The sequence below is a fragment of the Actinomycetota bacterium genome (assembly GCA_035697485.1).
GTDB lineage: Bacteria > Actinomycetota > UBA4738 > UBA4738 > HRBIN12 > JAOUEA01.
Genome location: DASSCU010000020.1, coordinates 43375 through 57685, shown reverse-complemented (window position 1 = coordinate 57685; position 14311 = coordinate 43375). Strand labels below are relative to the sequence as shown.

Below are 14311 nucleotides of genomic sequence, written 5' to 3'. Positions count from 1 at the left end.
GGCGGGCGCGGGCGGAAAGCGAAGGGGCGACACACGATGACGGTGCGCGCGGTCCGCGGGGCCATCAAGGTGACGGAGGACTCCCCGTCGTGCGTGCTGGATGCGACCGAGCGCCTCGTCTGGGCGCTCCTCGAGGCGAACTCGGCTTCCGGCGGCGATCTGATCAGCATGCTGTTCACGGTCACCGACGACATCAGGTCGACGTTCCCGGCCGAGGCCGTGCGTCGCATGGGGCTGGGTGCGGTGCCGTTGATGTGCGCACGTGAGATCCCCGTCCTCGGGTCGATGCCTCTCGTGGTGCGCGTGCTGATGCACCTGCACACCGAGCGGACCCTCGACGAGGTGCGGCCGGTCTACCTCGACGGGGCCGAGTCGTTGCGTGATGACCTCGGTTGAGCGTGTCGCCGTCGTCGGCACGGGGCTGATCGGCACGTCGGTCGCCCTCGCCGCGGCCCGTGCCGGGGCCGTCGTCACCGGATGGGACGCCGACGCTGCCGTGTCCGCCCGGGCCGCGGCCCTCGCCGGCTTCCGGCCGGCGACGTGCGCCGAGGACGCCGTCGTCGGCGCTGGGATCGTCGTCGTCGCCACCCCGATCCCGACGATCGCCTCGCTCGTCGCGACCTGCCTCGAGGCCGCGCCCGACGCGATCGTGACCGACGTGGGCAGCGTGAAGACCGCGCTCGTGCGCGAGGCGGTCGCTCGAGTGCCCGCGGACGCCCTCGCCCGGTTCGTGCCTGGTCATCCGATGGGAGGGAGCGAGCGGTCGGGGCCCGACCACGCGTCCGCATCGGTCGTCGACGGCATCGTCTGGGCGATCACCCCTCACCGCTCGAGCGATCCCGTGGCGGTCGACACGCTGGAGGCGTGGACCGCCTCGTTGGGGGCGCGGCCGGTGCGGCTCGATCCAGAGCGCCACGATCGATTGGTGGCGTTCGTGAGTCACCTGCCGCAGGTCGCGTCGACGGCCCTGATGAGCCTGGCCGCGACCGAGGAAGCAGGCGAGCCGGAGATCCTGCTGCTGGCGGCGGGAGGGTTCCGCGACCTGACCCGGCTCGCCGCGTCCAACCCGGCGCTGTGGAGCGACATCCTGCTCGCCAACCGACTCGCGATCGGCGAGGCGATCGACCTGTACACCGAGCGGCTCACGCGGCTTCGCGACGAGATCGTGGGAGGGAGCGGGGCCGAGGTCGAGGCGACGTTCGACGAGGCCAAGCGGGCTCGGCTGCGGCTCGCCGCCAAGCCCACGGTGCGGGCGGGGGTCGCCGTGCTGCAGATCGAGGTGCCGGACCGGCCGGGCGCACTCGCCGATCTCACCGCTGCGCTGGGCCGTGGCGAGGTGAACATCGAGGATCTCCAGATCGTGCACTCGCCGGAGGGAGGCCGGGGCACCGTGCACCTCACGGTGGCCGCCGACGCGGCCGACCGCGCGAGCGCGGTGCTCGCGGATGGCGGCCTCGACCCGATCAGGCTCGCGTGAGGCGGGAAACGATGCGGATCCGGATCGAGCCGGGAACATCCCTTCGGGGGATCACGCGGGTTCCGGGCGACAAGTCGATCGCGCACCGATGGCTGATCCTGGCCGCGACGGCGACCGGGTCTAGCAGTCTGCTTGAGGTTCCCACCTCACTCGACGTGCGCTCGACCGCCGCCTGCCTCGCAGGGCTCACTAGCAAGGCTCGACCTTCACTCTATGGGTGGGCTTCCAACGATGCGGGCCCCGCGGAGGGTCATCGTTCCACGTGGAACGTGAGGGTCGAGGGTAGCCGCTCTGGGGCTCTCACCACGGCACTTGAGGTCGAGGGTGAGGGGCGGGCTGGGTTGGTCGAGCCGACCGACGTGCTCGACTGCGGCAACTCCGGCACCACGATGCGGCTGCTGATGGGCGTGGTGTCCTCCGCGCCGTTCCGCACGGTGCTCACCGGCGATGCGAGCCTCAGCGGCCGTCCGATGGAGCGTGTGGCCGGCCCACTGCGGGCCATGGGTGCCGTGATCGAGACCAACGAGGGGCACGCGCCGGTCTCGGTCGTCGGGGGGCCGCTGCGCGGCGTCGAGTTCGCATCGCCCGCGCCGAGCGCTCAGGTGAAGAGCGCGGTGTTGCTGGCCGGCCTCGACGCGGAAGGACGGACCATCGTGCGCGAGGCGGCGCCGACCCGGGATCACACGGAGCGGGCGCTGCTCGCGCTCGGCGCCCCGATCGAGACCGGTGACGGCGTCGCCGTCCGCCGGTTCCAGCATGCAGGGTTCTCGGCGAGGGTGCCCGGGGATCCTTCGTCGGCCGCGTTCCTCGTCGCCGCCGCGGCCCTCACCGGGTCGGCGATCACGATCGTCGACGTCGGTCTGAACCCCTCGCGCACCAGGTTCCTCGACGTGATGGCTCGCATGGGGGTGCGAACCGAGGTGATCGTCAGGCGCGAGGAACTCGGGGAGCCCGTCGGCGACATCGAGGTGTTGCCCGGGGAGGGCACCCGATCGGTGAGGGTCGAGGCCGACGAGCTCCCACTCGTGATCGACGAGGTGCCGGTGCTGGCCCTGCTCGCCGCGCACGCCGGGTCGGACTCGTGGTTCCTCGCGGCCGGGGAGCTCAGGGTGAAGGAGTCCGATCGTCTGGAGGGCATCGCCCGCGGGATCCGCGACCTCGGCGGTGACGCGGCCACCGAAGGGAACGACCTCGTGGTCGCCGGAGGAGGGCTCGAGGGCGGCCGAGCCGACGCTCGCGGAGACCATCGTATGGCGATGGCGTTCGCGGTGTCCGCGCTCGGAGCTCGCGGATCCGTCGAGGTCGACGGCATGGAGAGCGCGGAGGTGTCGTTCCCGGGCTTCACGCGGACGCTCGCCACGCTCGGCGCGGCGATCGAGCCGGCGGGTGGCCGATGACGACGCCCCGGGTCGTCGCGATCGACGGGGCCGCCGGAAGCGGCAAGAGCACGCTCGCGCGGAGCCTCGCGAGGTCGCTCGGGCTTCCGTACGTGAACACGGGCCTGATGTATCGAGCGCTCGCCGCGGCCGCGCTCCGGGCGGGCGTCGCGGACACCGACGATCGAGCCTTGCTCGAGCTCGCGCGGGGCTTGAGGTTCATCGTGCGCGTCGATCCCCCTGGGGAACTCGAGGTCGAGGGTTACGATGCGGACGACCTGACGAGCATCGAGGTCGAGTCCACCGTGTCGAAGGTGGCGAGTCACGCGATGGTCCGCGCCCACATGCGGCGCGAGCAACGCGAACTGGGCGAGCAGCACGGGGCCGTGATGGAGGGTCGAGACATCGCCTCGGTGGTCTTCGCCGACGCTCCGGTGAAGCTCTACCTGCGGGCGCGGCCCGACCTGCGTGCCGAACGACGGGCGGCTGAACGGATCGGCGACGTCGAGCGTGTGGCGACGGCGCTCGGCGAGCGGGATCGCCGCGACGCCGCCACGACGCCCCACGAGCCGGCACCGGGCGCGACGGTGATCGACACGAGCGAACTCGACCCGGAGGCGACGCTCGCAGCCGCCGTCGCCGCGGTGCGGCAGCGGGCGCCGGAGCTCGTGCCGTGAGCGATCGCGAGCCCGGACCCTCAGCGGGCCCCGTGCCCAGCATCGCCGTGATCGGCCGACAGAACGTCGGGAAGTCCACCCTCGTCAATCGGCTGTTCGGGCACCGGGAAGCGATCGCGCACGACCTCCCTGGGGTGACCCGCGACCGGGTGACGCTGGAGACGGCCTGGCGCGGCCGGCGGTTCTCGCTCGTCGACACGGCGGGCTTCCTGCACGACGCCGGTGGCATCGAGGCGCTCGCGCGTGAGCAGGCCGACCGCGCGATCGCGGCCGCCGACCTGATCCTGCTCATCGTCGACGTCCATGCGGGCATCACCGAGGAGGACGCCATGCTCGCCAGGCGGTTGCGGCGCGCCACCGTGCCCGTGCTCGTCGTGGCGAACAAGGTCGACACCGATCGCGAGGAGCCAGACGCGACGGCCTTCCACGCGCTCGGTCTGGGCGACCCCTTCCCGGTCTCGGGCATGCACGGGCGCGGGGCGGGCGATCTGCTCGACCGCATCGTGCAGCTGCTGCCGGATGCGCCCCGCGAGATGGAGGCACGAGCCGAGGAGCCGCGGTTCGCCCTCGTCGGGCGGCCGAACGTGGGCAAGTCCAGCCTGTTCAATCGACTGGTGGGGGAGGAGCGTTCGTTGGTCTTCGAGGAAGCCGGCACAACCCGCGACGCCGTCGACGCGCTCGTCGAGTGGCCCGACGGGCCGGTTCGGTTCGTCGACACCGCGGGCATGCGCCGGGCGACGAGGGTTCGTGGGGTCGAGTACTTCAGCGTCGTGCGCGCGACCCAGGCGATCGAGCGAGCCCACGGCGCGATGCTGGTGATCGACGCGGAGCAGGGCTACACGGTCGAGGACAAGAAGATCGCGAACGTCGTGCTCGATACGGGGCGCGCGCTGGTGCTCGTGGCGAACAAGTGGGATCTGGTCGATGACAAGGACGATACTTACGCCGACCTCACCCACACGGCCAGGCAGTTCGCGTCCTCGCCCGTGATGCGGACCTCGGCGAGGACGGGACGTGGAGTGCACCGTCTTCCCTCGGTGCTGCTCGACCTGCACGCCAGATGGACGTCGAGGGTCGCGACGTCCAAGGTCAACGAGGTGATCCAGCAAGCCCAGCGGGAGCGGCCGACCCCACGGGTCACGGGAACGCTGCACTACGCGACCCAGGTGAGCACCGGCCCCCCTTCGTTCGTCGTCTTCGGGGGCGCCAACGAGCCCGATCCCGGGTACCGCCGGTACATCGAGAACCGCTTACGGCGCGAGTTCCGTCTCGAAGGGGTGCCCGTGCGGGTCAAGTACCGCCCGCGGAAGCAGGGCGGCCGCCGCGGGTCACGCTGAGCCGCGACGGGACCTGCCTTGGTTACTAGTCTGAAACGGACTAGTAGCCGCGGAGCGGCGAGCCGATACAATCGCTACGCACGGGACGTGGCGCAGTCTGGTAGCGCACCGGTCTGGGGGACCGGGGGTCGCGGGTTCAAGTCCCGCCGTCCCGACCGATGGACGCACCCGGTGATCGCCCGCCCGCCTCGTCGCGGGTGCTCACGGTCCCGAACCTGATCTCGGTCGTCCGCATCGCGATGATCCCCGTGTTCTGGGCGCTGATCGTGGACCCGGACACGACGGCATCGGGGATCGTGTTGTTCGGCGTCGTGGTGGCGACCGACTGGGTCGACGGCACGATCGCCCGGCGCACAGGCCAGGTGTCGGAGCTCGGCAAGGTGCTCGACCCGGTGGCCGATCGCGCGGCGATCGCGGCCGGGCTGATCGCTCTCGTCGTGCGCGGGGCGTTCCCCCTCTGGGCGGCCGTCCTGATCCTCGCCCGCGACGTGGCGGTCCTGATCGCGGGGGCGGTGCTCGCCGCCAAGGGACGACGCATCGACGTGCGATGGATCGGCAAGGTGGCCACGTTCGCGCTGATGATCGCGATCCCCGCCGTGTCGTGGGGATCGCTCGATCTGTGGCCGGCCGCCGCCGCCCTGGCCGTCGGGTGGCCTGTCTACGTATTGGGCATCGTCGAGTACTACATCGCCGCGGGCGTGTACGCGGTCGATCTGCGACGAGCGCTGCAGACGGCGTGACGCGACCTCGCGCGGCTCTCGTCCGGGGGCACTATCGTTCCGGTCGCCGGCGATGGAGGCCGGCGATCCGTCGACGACGAGGAGGGTGGCCGTGGAGTTCCCGGGAGAGCTTCGCTACACGAAGGAACACGAGTGGGCTCGGATCGAAGGCGAGCGTGTGCGGGTTGGCATCACCGACTTCGCCCAGGACGCGCTGGGCGACGTCGTCTACGTCGACCTGCCCGAGGTCGGGGCCCGGATCGAGGCCGACCAGCCATTCGGGGAGGTCGAATCCACGAAGTCCGTTTCCGACGTGTTCGCGCCGCTGGCCGGCACGATCGTGGAACGCAACCCGCTGATCGACGACCGACCGGAGCTCGTGAACGAGCAGCCGTACGGAGACGGCTGGCTCGTGATGGTTGCGCCCGACGACCCCGCAATGCTCGATCGGCTGCTGGACGCGGATGCCTACCGTGCCCTCGCCGAGGGCGATGGGTCCTGACGCCCGTTCGCTCCTCGGTGCGCCCTTCCATCGAGACTTGACCCGGTCGACCCGTGGTCGAGCCTGACGCCGCTCGCGGGTCGAGGGTTGATGATCACTCCGGTTGAAGGTGCCCTCACCCTGCGGTAACGTCGGTCTCCAGTGCGCCGAGAGGGTCGAACGTTCGACCCCATCCTCGGCGGGAGACCGAACCTCACGGGGACCTGACCTTGTACTGCACCCGATGTGGACATCCCAACCGTGACGACGCGCGCTTCTGCGCGGAGTGTGGCGCTCCACTGCACGAGGACCCCACCGTCTCGCTGACGCCGGTCGAGCCAGACGATGAGGCGCACGATGACTTTCCCTTCCCTCACGATGAACTGCATCCCGGGCAGGCTCTCGTTCTCGTGAAGCGTGGTCCGAACGCCGGGTCGACGTTCCTGATGGAAGCCGACCTCACCACCGTCGGGCGCGCGACCGACGCGTCGGTGTTCCTCGATGACGTCACCGTCTCGCGCACTCATGCGGTGTTCGAACGGCGGCCGGGGCCGGAGTGGTTCGTGCGCGACGTGGGCAGCCTGAACGGCACGTACGTGAACGGGGAGCAGGTCGACGAGACGAAGCTCGCCTCGGGCGACGAGGTGCAGGTCGGTCGGTTCAAGCTCGTGTTCTTCTCGGCAGGGGAGTGATGACGCAGATGGCGGGAACCCGCAACTACCAGTCGATCGGTGAGGTCCTCGTGGCCGTGAAGACCGAGTTCCCCGACATCACGATCTCGAAGATCCGCTTCCTCGAGGCCGAGGGCCTGATCGAGCCCGAGCGCACTCCGAGTGGCTACCGCAAGTTCTACGTCGACGACGTCGAGCGGCTGAAGTCGATCCTGCGCATGCAGCGCGACGAGTACCTGCCGTTGAAGGTGATCAAGGAACGGCTGCTGAAGCAGGACGTCGAGGGCGAGGCCGAGGAAGGCGAGGGCGGCACGGAAGGCGGGGCGGAGGGCGAGGCCGAGGCCGAGGCGGCCGACGAGGGCCTGGCCGAGGCGCCGACGGGCCTGCAGATGTCGATCGAGGAGATGTCGGCGGCGACCGGCGTGGAACGCGAGCGCATCAAGGAGCTCGAGTCGTTCGGCATCGTGTGTTCCCACGGCCCCGACGGCGCCCGGTACTACGACGGAGACGACTACATCGTGCTGTCGATCGTGAAGGATTTCTTCCGGTTCGGCATCGAGCCGCGCCACCTGACGATGTACAAGCACTTCGCCGACCGCGAGGCGAAGTTCTTCGAGGACCTCGTGGCGCCGCGGCTGCGGCAGAAGAACCCCGACGCCCGGCGCCTCGCGGCCGAGACGCTGGTGGACCTGTCGGTGACCTCGCGCAAGTTCAAGCAGGCCCTGCTGCGCACGAACATGCGCGAGGACCTCCGCGGCGCGTGAGTCGCGCTCGTCGCCGAGCGGCCGCCCGAGCCGCGGTCGCGCTATCGGTCGTCGTCGGCCTCGCCGCGCAGCTCGTGCTGCTCGGCACGGCCTCGGCGGAGCGGTCGGGGCCCCCGCCGACGCCCGTGCCGCCGAGGGGGTCGCCCTCACCGTTCCCGCAGTCCCTGGCGACACCGTCCGACGCGGTCGCGGTGCCGAGGCTCGACGCGGCCGCGGTGATCCTCGCCGATCTCGACGACGGACAGGTGATGTTCGCGAAGGCCCCCGAGGTGCGACGCCCGATCGCGAGCCTCACGAAGATGATGACCGCGCTGATCGTGCTGCAGCGCCGCGAGCTCGACGACGTGGTCGCGGTCTCGCCGGCGGCCGTCTTCGACGGCGACGACTACGGGGCGTCGTCGACGCTCGGGCTGCGCCCCGGGGAGCGACGAACGGTCCGTGAGCTCCTCGACGCGCTGATGTTGCAATCGGCGAACGACGCCGCGCTCGCGCTCGCGATCGACATCAGCGGCTCCGAGCAGCGCTTCGTCGAGCTGATGAACGAGCGAGCCCGGGCGCTCGGTATGCGCGACACGGTCTTCTTCTCGCCCAACGGCCTCGACGACCGCGGTCGTTCGACCGCCCGCGACCTGCTCGTGCTCACACGTGCGGCCTACGCCCAGGACGGGTTCGCGCGGATCGTGGCATCGAAGTTCCGGACGATCCCGGCGCCGCAGGGTCCGCCACGTCGGGTGCAGAACCGCAACGCGATGCTGTGGCTGTACGAGGGGGCGATCGGCGTGAAGACGGGCTTCACCACCGGGGCCGGGTACTGCCTGATCGCCACCGCCGAGCGCGAGGGACGCCGGCTGGTCGCGATCGTGCTCGGCGACCGCGACGAGCCTTTCTCCGAGGCGGCGACCCTGCTGGATCACGGCTTCGAGGGGTACGGCGAGGAGACGTTCGTGCGCGCCGGTGAGGCGATCGGCACGGTCGCGATCCGGGGGGGCACGGTGCCGGTCGAGGCAGAGCGGGCCGTCACGGCACTCGTGCCCACGGCGCGGCTCGACCGCGTGCAGGAACGGGTCGTGGTCTCCCCACGCGCGGTCTTCCCGCCGGAGGCGGGGGAGCGGGTCGGCACGTTCAAGGTCACGATCCCGGGCGTCAGCCTGGGCTCCAGTCCGCTCCTCGTCTCCGCGGTGCCGCCACCGCCGGCCGCGGGCGACGACCCGTGGTGGGTCCGGTCGGCCGACGCGGTCGGACGGGCGTTGGGCGACGCGATCGAGGGCCTGGTCGGATCGGGCTGACCGGGCACCGTCGGCGGCCGCGTCGTGGGGCCTGCTAGTCTCCGCCCGTCATGACGGAGGTCGCGAGCGTCCTGTTCGGGCGCGAGGACATCCGCCGCCGGGTGCAGGAGCTCGGCCGCACGATCGCCGGGGACTACGTGGGGCGTGAGCCCGTGTTGATCACCGTGCTCAAAGGCGGAGCGATGTTCCTCGCGGATCTGATGCGTGCGACGTCGCTGTCGCTCGAGCCGCACTTCATGGCGATCAGCCGGTACGGCGACGCCGAGGAGTCCCTCGGCCGGGTGCAGATCCTGCTCGACGTCGACGTCGACCTCGCCGGTCGCGACGTGATCCTGGTGGAGGACATCGTCGACACCGGCCTCACGCTCCGCTACCTCCTCGGGGTGCTGCGCGCGCGGGAGCCGGCGTCGCTCGAGGTCTGCGCCCTGCTGGACAAGTCGGTCCGACGCATCGTGCCGATCGTCCCTCGGTACGTGGGGTTCGAATGCCCGGACCGGTTCGTGGTCGGCTACGGGCTCGATTTCCGGGAACGCTACCGTAACCTCCCCGACATCCTGCAGGTCGACGACCTCGAAGCGCTGAAGCACGATCCGGCCGCCCTCACGCCGAGGTTCGCCGCTGCCTGAGCGGAGCCGCCGGGAAGCCGGCCGGCCGCGGGCGTGACGCCGTGTGGCCGGTTGCCCGTGCTCGGACCCGCGGTTACGCTCGGAAGGCGATGATCGAGATGGAACTCACCGGGGTGCGCGTCGAGCTCCCGACGAACCAGCCGATCGTCCTGCTGCGTGAGCGCGGGGGGGAACGATACCTGCCGATCTGGATCGGGGCAGCGGAAGCCGCCGCGATCGCGCTGTCCCTGCAAGGGGTCGTCACCCCCCGCCCGATGACGCACGATCTGATGCGGACGATCCTCGACGACCTGTCGGTCGACGTTCGTCGCATCGAGGTGACCGAGCTGCGGGAGTCGACGTTCTACGCCACGATCGCGATGAACCGCCAGGGCGAGGACTACGAGGTCTCGTCCCGTCCGTCCGACGCGATCGCGCTCGCCGTGCGGATGTCGGTGCCGATCTTCGTGCACGAGGACGTGCTCGAGGAGGCGTCGATACTGATCCCCGACGACGAGGACGAGGAGGTCGAGAAGTTCCGCGAGTTCCTCGACACGGTCACGCCCGAGGACTTCGCGGGCTGACGAGCCTCAGCGCGTCACGTCGCAGCTCACGTGCAGAAGAAGACCGTGACGTAGAGCCGTCCGCGATCGTCGGTGGCGGCGCCCACGGCGACCCGCTCGAAGTCCCGGTCGAGTACGTGGCTGCGGTGCGCGGGGCTGTTCATGAAGGCCCGCTGCAGGTCGTCGACGTCGCCGCTCGTCCAGCCCACGTTCTCACCCCAGGTCCAGCACCGCACCCCGTAGCGGCTCGGGCCGGACGAGTGGAACAGCTCCCCGCGGCGGGCCATCGCCCGGGCGTGGCGGGTGGCCTCGTCGGTGAGGCGGTGGGCTCGGGCGAGCCGGCCGACCGAGTGCTGGATGCGAGTGGCGTTCGTCTCCCGGTACATCTGCCAGGAGTAGTTCGGCGTGCGCGCGTGCGCGGCGACGGGCACGAGCGTGAGCGACAGCGCGACGGCGGTGGCTGCCGCCAGTCGGCGTGCGGTTCGTGTCATGGCTCGAACTCCTGCGACTCGGTGGTCCTTCCTGACTAGGGAGACATCGGGCGACCGCGTCGTGAACTTGAGCCGAGGGATCACGCCAGGTGCCCGTCGGGCGTTGACAGGCCCCGATACGCGCCATACGCTGCCGAAACACATCGGCGTGATTACGGAGTTGTGATGAGCGAACAGGGGTTCCGCGCGCCCGAGGCCAAGCGGATCGCGGGTATCACGTACCGCCAGCTCGACTACTGGACACGTACGGGCCTGGTGACACCTTCGGTGAAGGATGCCCACGGGTCCGGTACCCAACGGCTCTACTCGTTCCAGGACCTGGCGACGTTGAAGGTGATCAAGAAGCTGCTCGACACCGGCGTGTCGCTGCAGCGGGTCCGCAAGGCCGTGGAGCACCTGCGAACGATGGACCGCCCGCCTCACGGGGTGACCCTGATGTCCGATGGAGCGGGGGTGTACGAGGCGCACTCGCCCGAGGCGGTCGTCGACCTGCTCCGCAACGGACAAGGCGTGTTCGCGATCTCCCTCGACGCCGTCTACAGCGATCTCGAGGATTCCGTGGCCTCGTCGTCCAAGAAGCGCTCCCGCCGGGCCGCGGCCGGAGGGTCGTGAGCGCGCAGCCCGAGAGCCTCGACGTTCCGCCTCTCAAGAGCGACACGATCCGCTTCGCGCACGCCTCCGAGCGCCAGTTCGCGCAGCTGCTCGACTTCTACGGCATCGAGTGGGACTACGAGCCGACCTCGTTCGACATCGACTTCGACAAAGACGGCCGCGTGCTCCAGCGGTTCACGCCCGACTTCTACCTTCCTGAGTTCGACCTGTACATCGAGATCACGACGTTGAACCAGAAGCTCGTCACGAAGAAGAACCGCAAGGTGCGGCGCCTCCGCGAGCGGTATCCGGAGATCACCTGCAAGATCTTCTACCAGCGCGACTACCTCTCGCTCGTGACGAAGTACGGCCTGCGCGACGCTCGCTCCAGCCCCGCCCGGGACGTCTCACGCTTCGGGTCGTAGGCTCTGCGGCTCCGTACACTGACCGTTCGTGAGGTACAGCCCGCACACCGAGGACGAGATCCACGAGATGCTCGAGCTCGTCGGTCGTTCCTCGATCGATGAGCTCTTCGAGCAGATCCCCGCCTCGGTGCGGCTCGACCGTCCCCTCGCGATCCCCGCCGGTGTGAGCGAGATGGAGCTCGCCGCCGACCTCCGTGCGCTCTCGGGCCGCAACCGCAGCGCCGACGACCTCGTGTGTTTCGCGGGTGGCGGCGCCTACGATCACTACGTGCCCTCGGTCGTCTGGGCGCTCGCAGGAAGGAGCGAGTTCTACACCTCCTACACCCCCTACCAGCCGGAGCTCTCGCAGGGCGTGCTGCAGGTGCTGTTCGAGTACCAGTCGATGATCTGCGAGCTGACCGGGCTCGAGGTCTCGAACGCATCGCTGTACGACGGTGCGACGGCGCTCGTGGAGGCCGTGCACATGACGGTCGGCCGTGGCCGCGACCGAGTGCTGGTGTCGGACGGCGTCGACCCACGGGCGGTCGAGGCGCTCCGCACCGCCGGCAGGGGAGCGGGGTACGAGCCCGAGACGTTCTCGGGTGACCCGTCGGTGGGTGACGACGTCGCCGCGGTGGTCGTGCAACACCCCAACGTCTACGGCGTACTCGAGCCGACAGGGGAGCGGTTCGAGACGGCGCACGCTGGAGGCGCCGCGGCGATCCAGATCTTCGACCCGCTCTCGCTCGGCGTGCTCGCCTCTCCCGGCGAGCTCGGCGCCGACATCGCCGTGGGTGAGGGACAGGTGCTCGGCAACCACCTGAACTACGGCGGCCCATACCTCGGCATCATCGCCGGTCGTCTGGCCGACGTGCGCAAGCTCCCGGGCCGCATCGTCGGCGAGACCGTCGACGTCGAGGGCCGCACCGGGTACGTGCTGACCCTCCAGGCGCGCGAGCAGCACATCCGCCGCGACAAGGCCAACTCGAACATCTGCACGAACCAGACGCTGATGGCGCTCGCCTCGGCCATCTACCTGGCGTGGCTGGGCCCGGACGGCCTCGCGGAGGTCGGACGGCAATGCGTGTCGAAGGCGGCCTACACGGCCGACGCGTTGACTGCCCTGCCGGGGGTGAGACGCGCGTTCCCGGGGGAGCCGACCTTCAAGGAGTTCGCCGTGCGGCTCCCTCGCGCGGCGACGGCGGTGATCGATGCCATGGTCGAGCGCGGGTTCCTCGCCGGCGTGGCGATGCCGCAGGCCGGCGACGACGTGTTGGTCGTGGCTGTCACGGAGCGGCGATCGCGCCCGGAGATCGACGCGTTCGTCGGCGCGATGGAGGAGGTGCTCGCGTCGTGAACGGGGGGGCGCCGATCCGGACCCAGGGCCCGCCGGCATCGACGGGCACGATCGCCGACCGATCCTCGCCAGGGCGGCGCGCATCGGCCTTCGCGCCACTGGACGTACCGGAGGTCACGGTGCCCGAGCCGCATCGGCGCGTGCAGGCTCCCGAGCTCCCACGGGTGGCGGAGGTCGACATCGTGCGTCACTACACGATGCTGTCGCAGCTGAACTACGGCGTCGACACCGGCCCGTATCCGCTCGGCTCGTGCACGATGAAATACAACCCCAAGGTCGCGGAGACCGTCGCGGGCTTCCCGGGGTTCCAGCGGGTCCACCCCCTGCAGCCCGACGCCACGGTGCAGGGCACCCTCGAGATGCTCTGGCGCCTCGAGGAGGCCCTCTGCGAGATCACGGGCATGTCCCGGGCGACGCTGCAACCGCCGGCAGGCGCGTGTGGGGAGATGACCGGCCTGTTGATCATGCGGGCATTCCACTCGGACCACGGCCGGCAGCGCCCGAAGGTGCTGATCCCCGACGCTGCGCACGGCACAAATCCCGCCAGCGTCCGTCTCGCGGGGTTCGAGTCCGTCAACGTGCCGTCCGACGAGCGCGGGCTCGTCGACGTGGAGGCTCTGCGCGGGCTCGTGGACGACGAGGTCGCAGGCCTGATGCTCACGAACCCGAACACCCTCGGCCTGTTCGAGGAACGGATCGAAGAGATCACCGCGCTGCTGCACTCGGTGGGGGCGCTCGTCTACTACGACGGCGCGAACCTCAACGCGATCATGGGTAAGACGCGCCCGGGCGACATGGGCTTCGACATCGTGCACATCAACACGCACAAGACGTTCGCCACCCCGCATGGCGGGGGAGGGCCGGGCGCCGGGCCCGTCGGCGTCGCGTCGCACCTCGTCGATTACCTGCCGGCCCCGATCGTGGCTCGCGACGACGACGGCACGTTCCGCTGGGACCGCGACCGACCGAGGTCGATCGGGCGGCTGCACGGCTTCAACGGGAACATCGGGGTGCTGGTCCGCGCGTACGCCTACGTCTTCGCGCACGGCGGCGACGGGCTCACCGAGGTGAGCGAGCTCGCCGCGCTCAACGCCAACTACCTCGCGGCGAGGCTGGCCGTCGCGTTCCCGCTGGCCTATCCCCAGGTCCCGCCGATGCACGAGTTCGTTTCGACGGCGGAGCCGCTGAAGAAGGAGACCGGCGTCCGGGCCATGGACGTGGCCAAGCGACTCATCGACCTCGGGTATCACCCGCCCACGGTGTACTTCCCGCTCGTCGTCGACGAGGCGATGATGATCGAGCCTACCGAGACGGAGTCCCAACAGACGCTCGACGGCATGGCCGACGCGTTCCTGCAGGCGGCCGAGGAGGCACGAACCGATCCGGACCTGCTGCACGAGGCGCCCGTCAGTACCCCGGTCCGCCGTCTCGACGAGGCGAGGGCCGCCCGGCACCTCCGGCTGCGGTGGGGGCTGGCGGAGCCGCCGGACTGACGGGGTACCCGGCCTCGAC

The 14311-nt window shown here is 70.4% G+C and carries 16 protein-coding genes, 1 tRNA gene and 2 pseudogenes; 18 read left to right on the top strand and 1 reads right to left on the bottom strand.

Annotated features, from left to right (window positions below):
* Nucleotides 1-36 precede the first annotated feature (36 nt).
* From aroH to VFI59_05865, 14 genes and pseudogenes are all read left to right on the top strand, one after another.
* Nucleotides 37-396, top strand: a complete 360-nt coding sequence (gene aroH / locus VFI59_05930; protein HET6713231.1) for a chorismate mutase — start codon at nt 37-39, stop codon at nt 394-396.
* Nucleotides 383-1477: a prephenate dehydrogenase/arogenate dehydrogenase family protein gene (locus VFI59_05925; protein HET6713230.1), complete on the top strand. Its 1095-nt coding sequence runs from the start codon at nt 383-385 to the stop codon at nt 1475-1477. Before aroH ends, VFI59_05925 begins: the two co-directional genes overlap by 14 nt.
* An 11-nt stretch (nt 1478-1488) precedes the next feature.
* Nucleotides 1489-2874: a 3-phosphoshikimate 1-carboxyvinyltransferase gene (locus VFI59_05920; protein ID HET6713229.1), complete on the top strand. Its 1386-nt coding sequence runs from the start codon at nt 1489-1491 to the stop codon at nt 2872-2874.
* Nucleotides 2871-3530 (top strand): (d)CMP kinase, encoded by a 660-nt coding sequence (gene cmk, locus VFI59_05915; protein ID HET6713228.1) that lies wholly within the window; start codon nt 2871-2873, stop codon nt 3528-3530. Before VFI59_05920 ends, cmk begins: the two co-directional genes overlap by 4 nt.
* Nucleotides 3531-3562: 32 nt before the next feature.
* Complete coding sequence (gene der / locus VFI59_05910) at nt 3563-4867, top strand: ribosome biogenesis GTPase Der (protein ID HET6713227.1); 1305 nt, start codon at nt 3563-3565, stop codon at nt 4865-4867.
* Nucleotides 4868-4948: 81 nt separating this feature from the next.
* A tRNA-Pro gene (locus VFI59_05905) sits at nt 4949-5022 on the top strand.
* Nucleotides 5023-5064: 42 nt separating this feature from the next.
* Entirely contained in the window at nt 5065-5607 is a 543-nt protein-coding gene (locus tag VFI59_05900) for a CDP-alcohol phosphatidyltransferase family protein (GenBank protein HET6713226.1), read from the top strand.
* A gap of 91 nt (nt 5608-5698) precedes the next feature.
* Nucleotides 5699-6088 carry a glycine cleavage system protein GcvH gene (gcvH, locus tag VFI59_05895; protein HET6713225.1) on the top strand — a complete coding sequence of 130 codons (390 nt, stop codon included), beginning with the start codon at nt 5699-5701 and terminating at the stop codon, nt 6086-6088.
* A gap of 209 nt (nt 6089-6297) precedes the next feature.
* A pseudogene (locus VFI59_05890) lies at nt 6298-6359 on the top strand (zinc-ribbon domain-containing protein).
* A gap of 118 nt (nt 6360-6477) precedes the next feature.
* The gene (locus tag VFI59_05885; protein ID HET6713224.1) at nt 6478-6759 is read left to right on the top strand and encodes an FHA domain-containing protein; all 282 of its coding nucleotides are present in this window, start codon (nt 6478-6480) and stop codon (nt 6757-6759) included.
* The gene (locus VFI59_05880) at nt 6759-7502 is read left to right on the top strand and encodes a MerR family transcriptional regulator (protein HET6713223.1); all 744 of its coding nucleotides are present in this window, start codon (nt 6759-6761) and stop codon (nt 7500-7502) included. The genes VFI59_05885 and VFI59_05880 overlap by 1 nt, the downstream gene beginning before the upstream one ends.
* On the top strand, nt 7499-8788 hold the full coding sequence (locus VFI59_05875) for a D-alanyl-D-alanine carboxypeptidase family protein (protein HET6713222.1): 1290 nt from the start codon (nt 7499-7501) through the stop codon (nt 8786-8788). Before VFI59_05880 ends, VFI59_05875 begins: the two co-directional genes overlap by 4 nt.
* Nucleotides 8789-8838: 50 nt before the next feature.
* Nucleotides 8839-9414 carry a hypoxanthine phosphoribosyltransferase gene (gene hpt / locus VFI59_05870; protein HET6713221.1) on the top strand — a complete coding sequence of 192 codons (576 nt, stop codon included), beginning with the start codon at nt 8839-8841 and terminating at the stop codon, nt 9412-9414.
* A gap of 89 nt (nt 9415-9503) precedes the next feature.
* Nucleotides 9504-9977: a bifunctional nuclease family protein gene (locus VFI59_05865; GenBank protein ID HET6713220.1), complete on the top strand. Its 474-nt coding sequence runs from the start codon at nt 9504-9506 to the stop codon at nt 9975-9977.
* Nucleotides 9978-10003: 26 nt separating this feature from the next.
* Here the strand turns inward: VFI59_05865 and VFI59_05860 are convergent, their stop codons facing one another.
* A complete protein-coding gene (locus VFI59_05860) occupies nt 10004-10447 on the bottom strand; it encodes a CAP domain-containing protein (GenBank protein HET6713219.1) in 444 nt (147 codons plus the stop codon).
* A gap of 165 nt (nt 10448-10612) precedes the next feature.
* On the opposite strand from VFI59_05860, the pseudogene VFI59_05855 reads away from it, so the two are divergent.
* The 4 genes and pseudogenes from VFI59_05855 (at nt 10613) to gcvPB (ending at nt 14292) form a co-directional block, all read left to right on the top strand.
* Nucleotides 10613-11011 (top strand): annotated as a pseudogene (locus tag VFI59_05855) (MerR family transcriptional regulator).
* A gap of 44 nt (nt 11012-11055) precedes the next feature.
* Nucleotides 11056-11463, top strand: a complete 408-nt coding sequence (locus VFI59_05850; protein ID HET6713218.1) for a hypothetical protein — start codon at nt 11056-11058, stop codon at nt 11461-11463.
* 28 nt (nt 11464-11491) lie between these two features.
* Nucleotides 11492-12799 (top strand): aminomethyl-transferring glycine dehydrogenase subunit GcvPA, encoded by a 1308-nt coding sequence (gcvPA, locus tag VFI59_05845; protein HET6713217.1) that lies wholly within the window; start codon nt 11492-11494, stop codon nt 12797-12799.
* Complete coding sequence (gcvPB, locus tag VFI59_05840; protein HET6713216.1) at nt 12796-14292, top strand: aminomethyl-transferring glycine dehydrogenase subunit GcvPB; 1497 nt, start codon at nt 12796-12798, stop codon at nt 14290-14292. Before gcvPA ends, gcvPB begins: the two co-directional genes overlap by 4 nt.
* Nucleotides 14293-14311 lie beyond the last annotated feature (19 nt).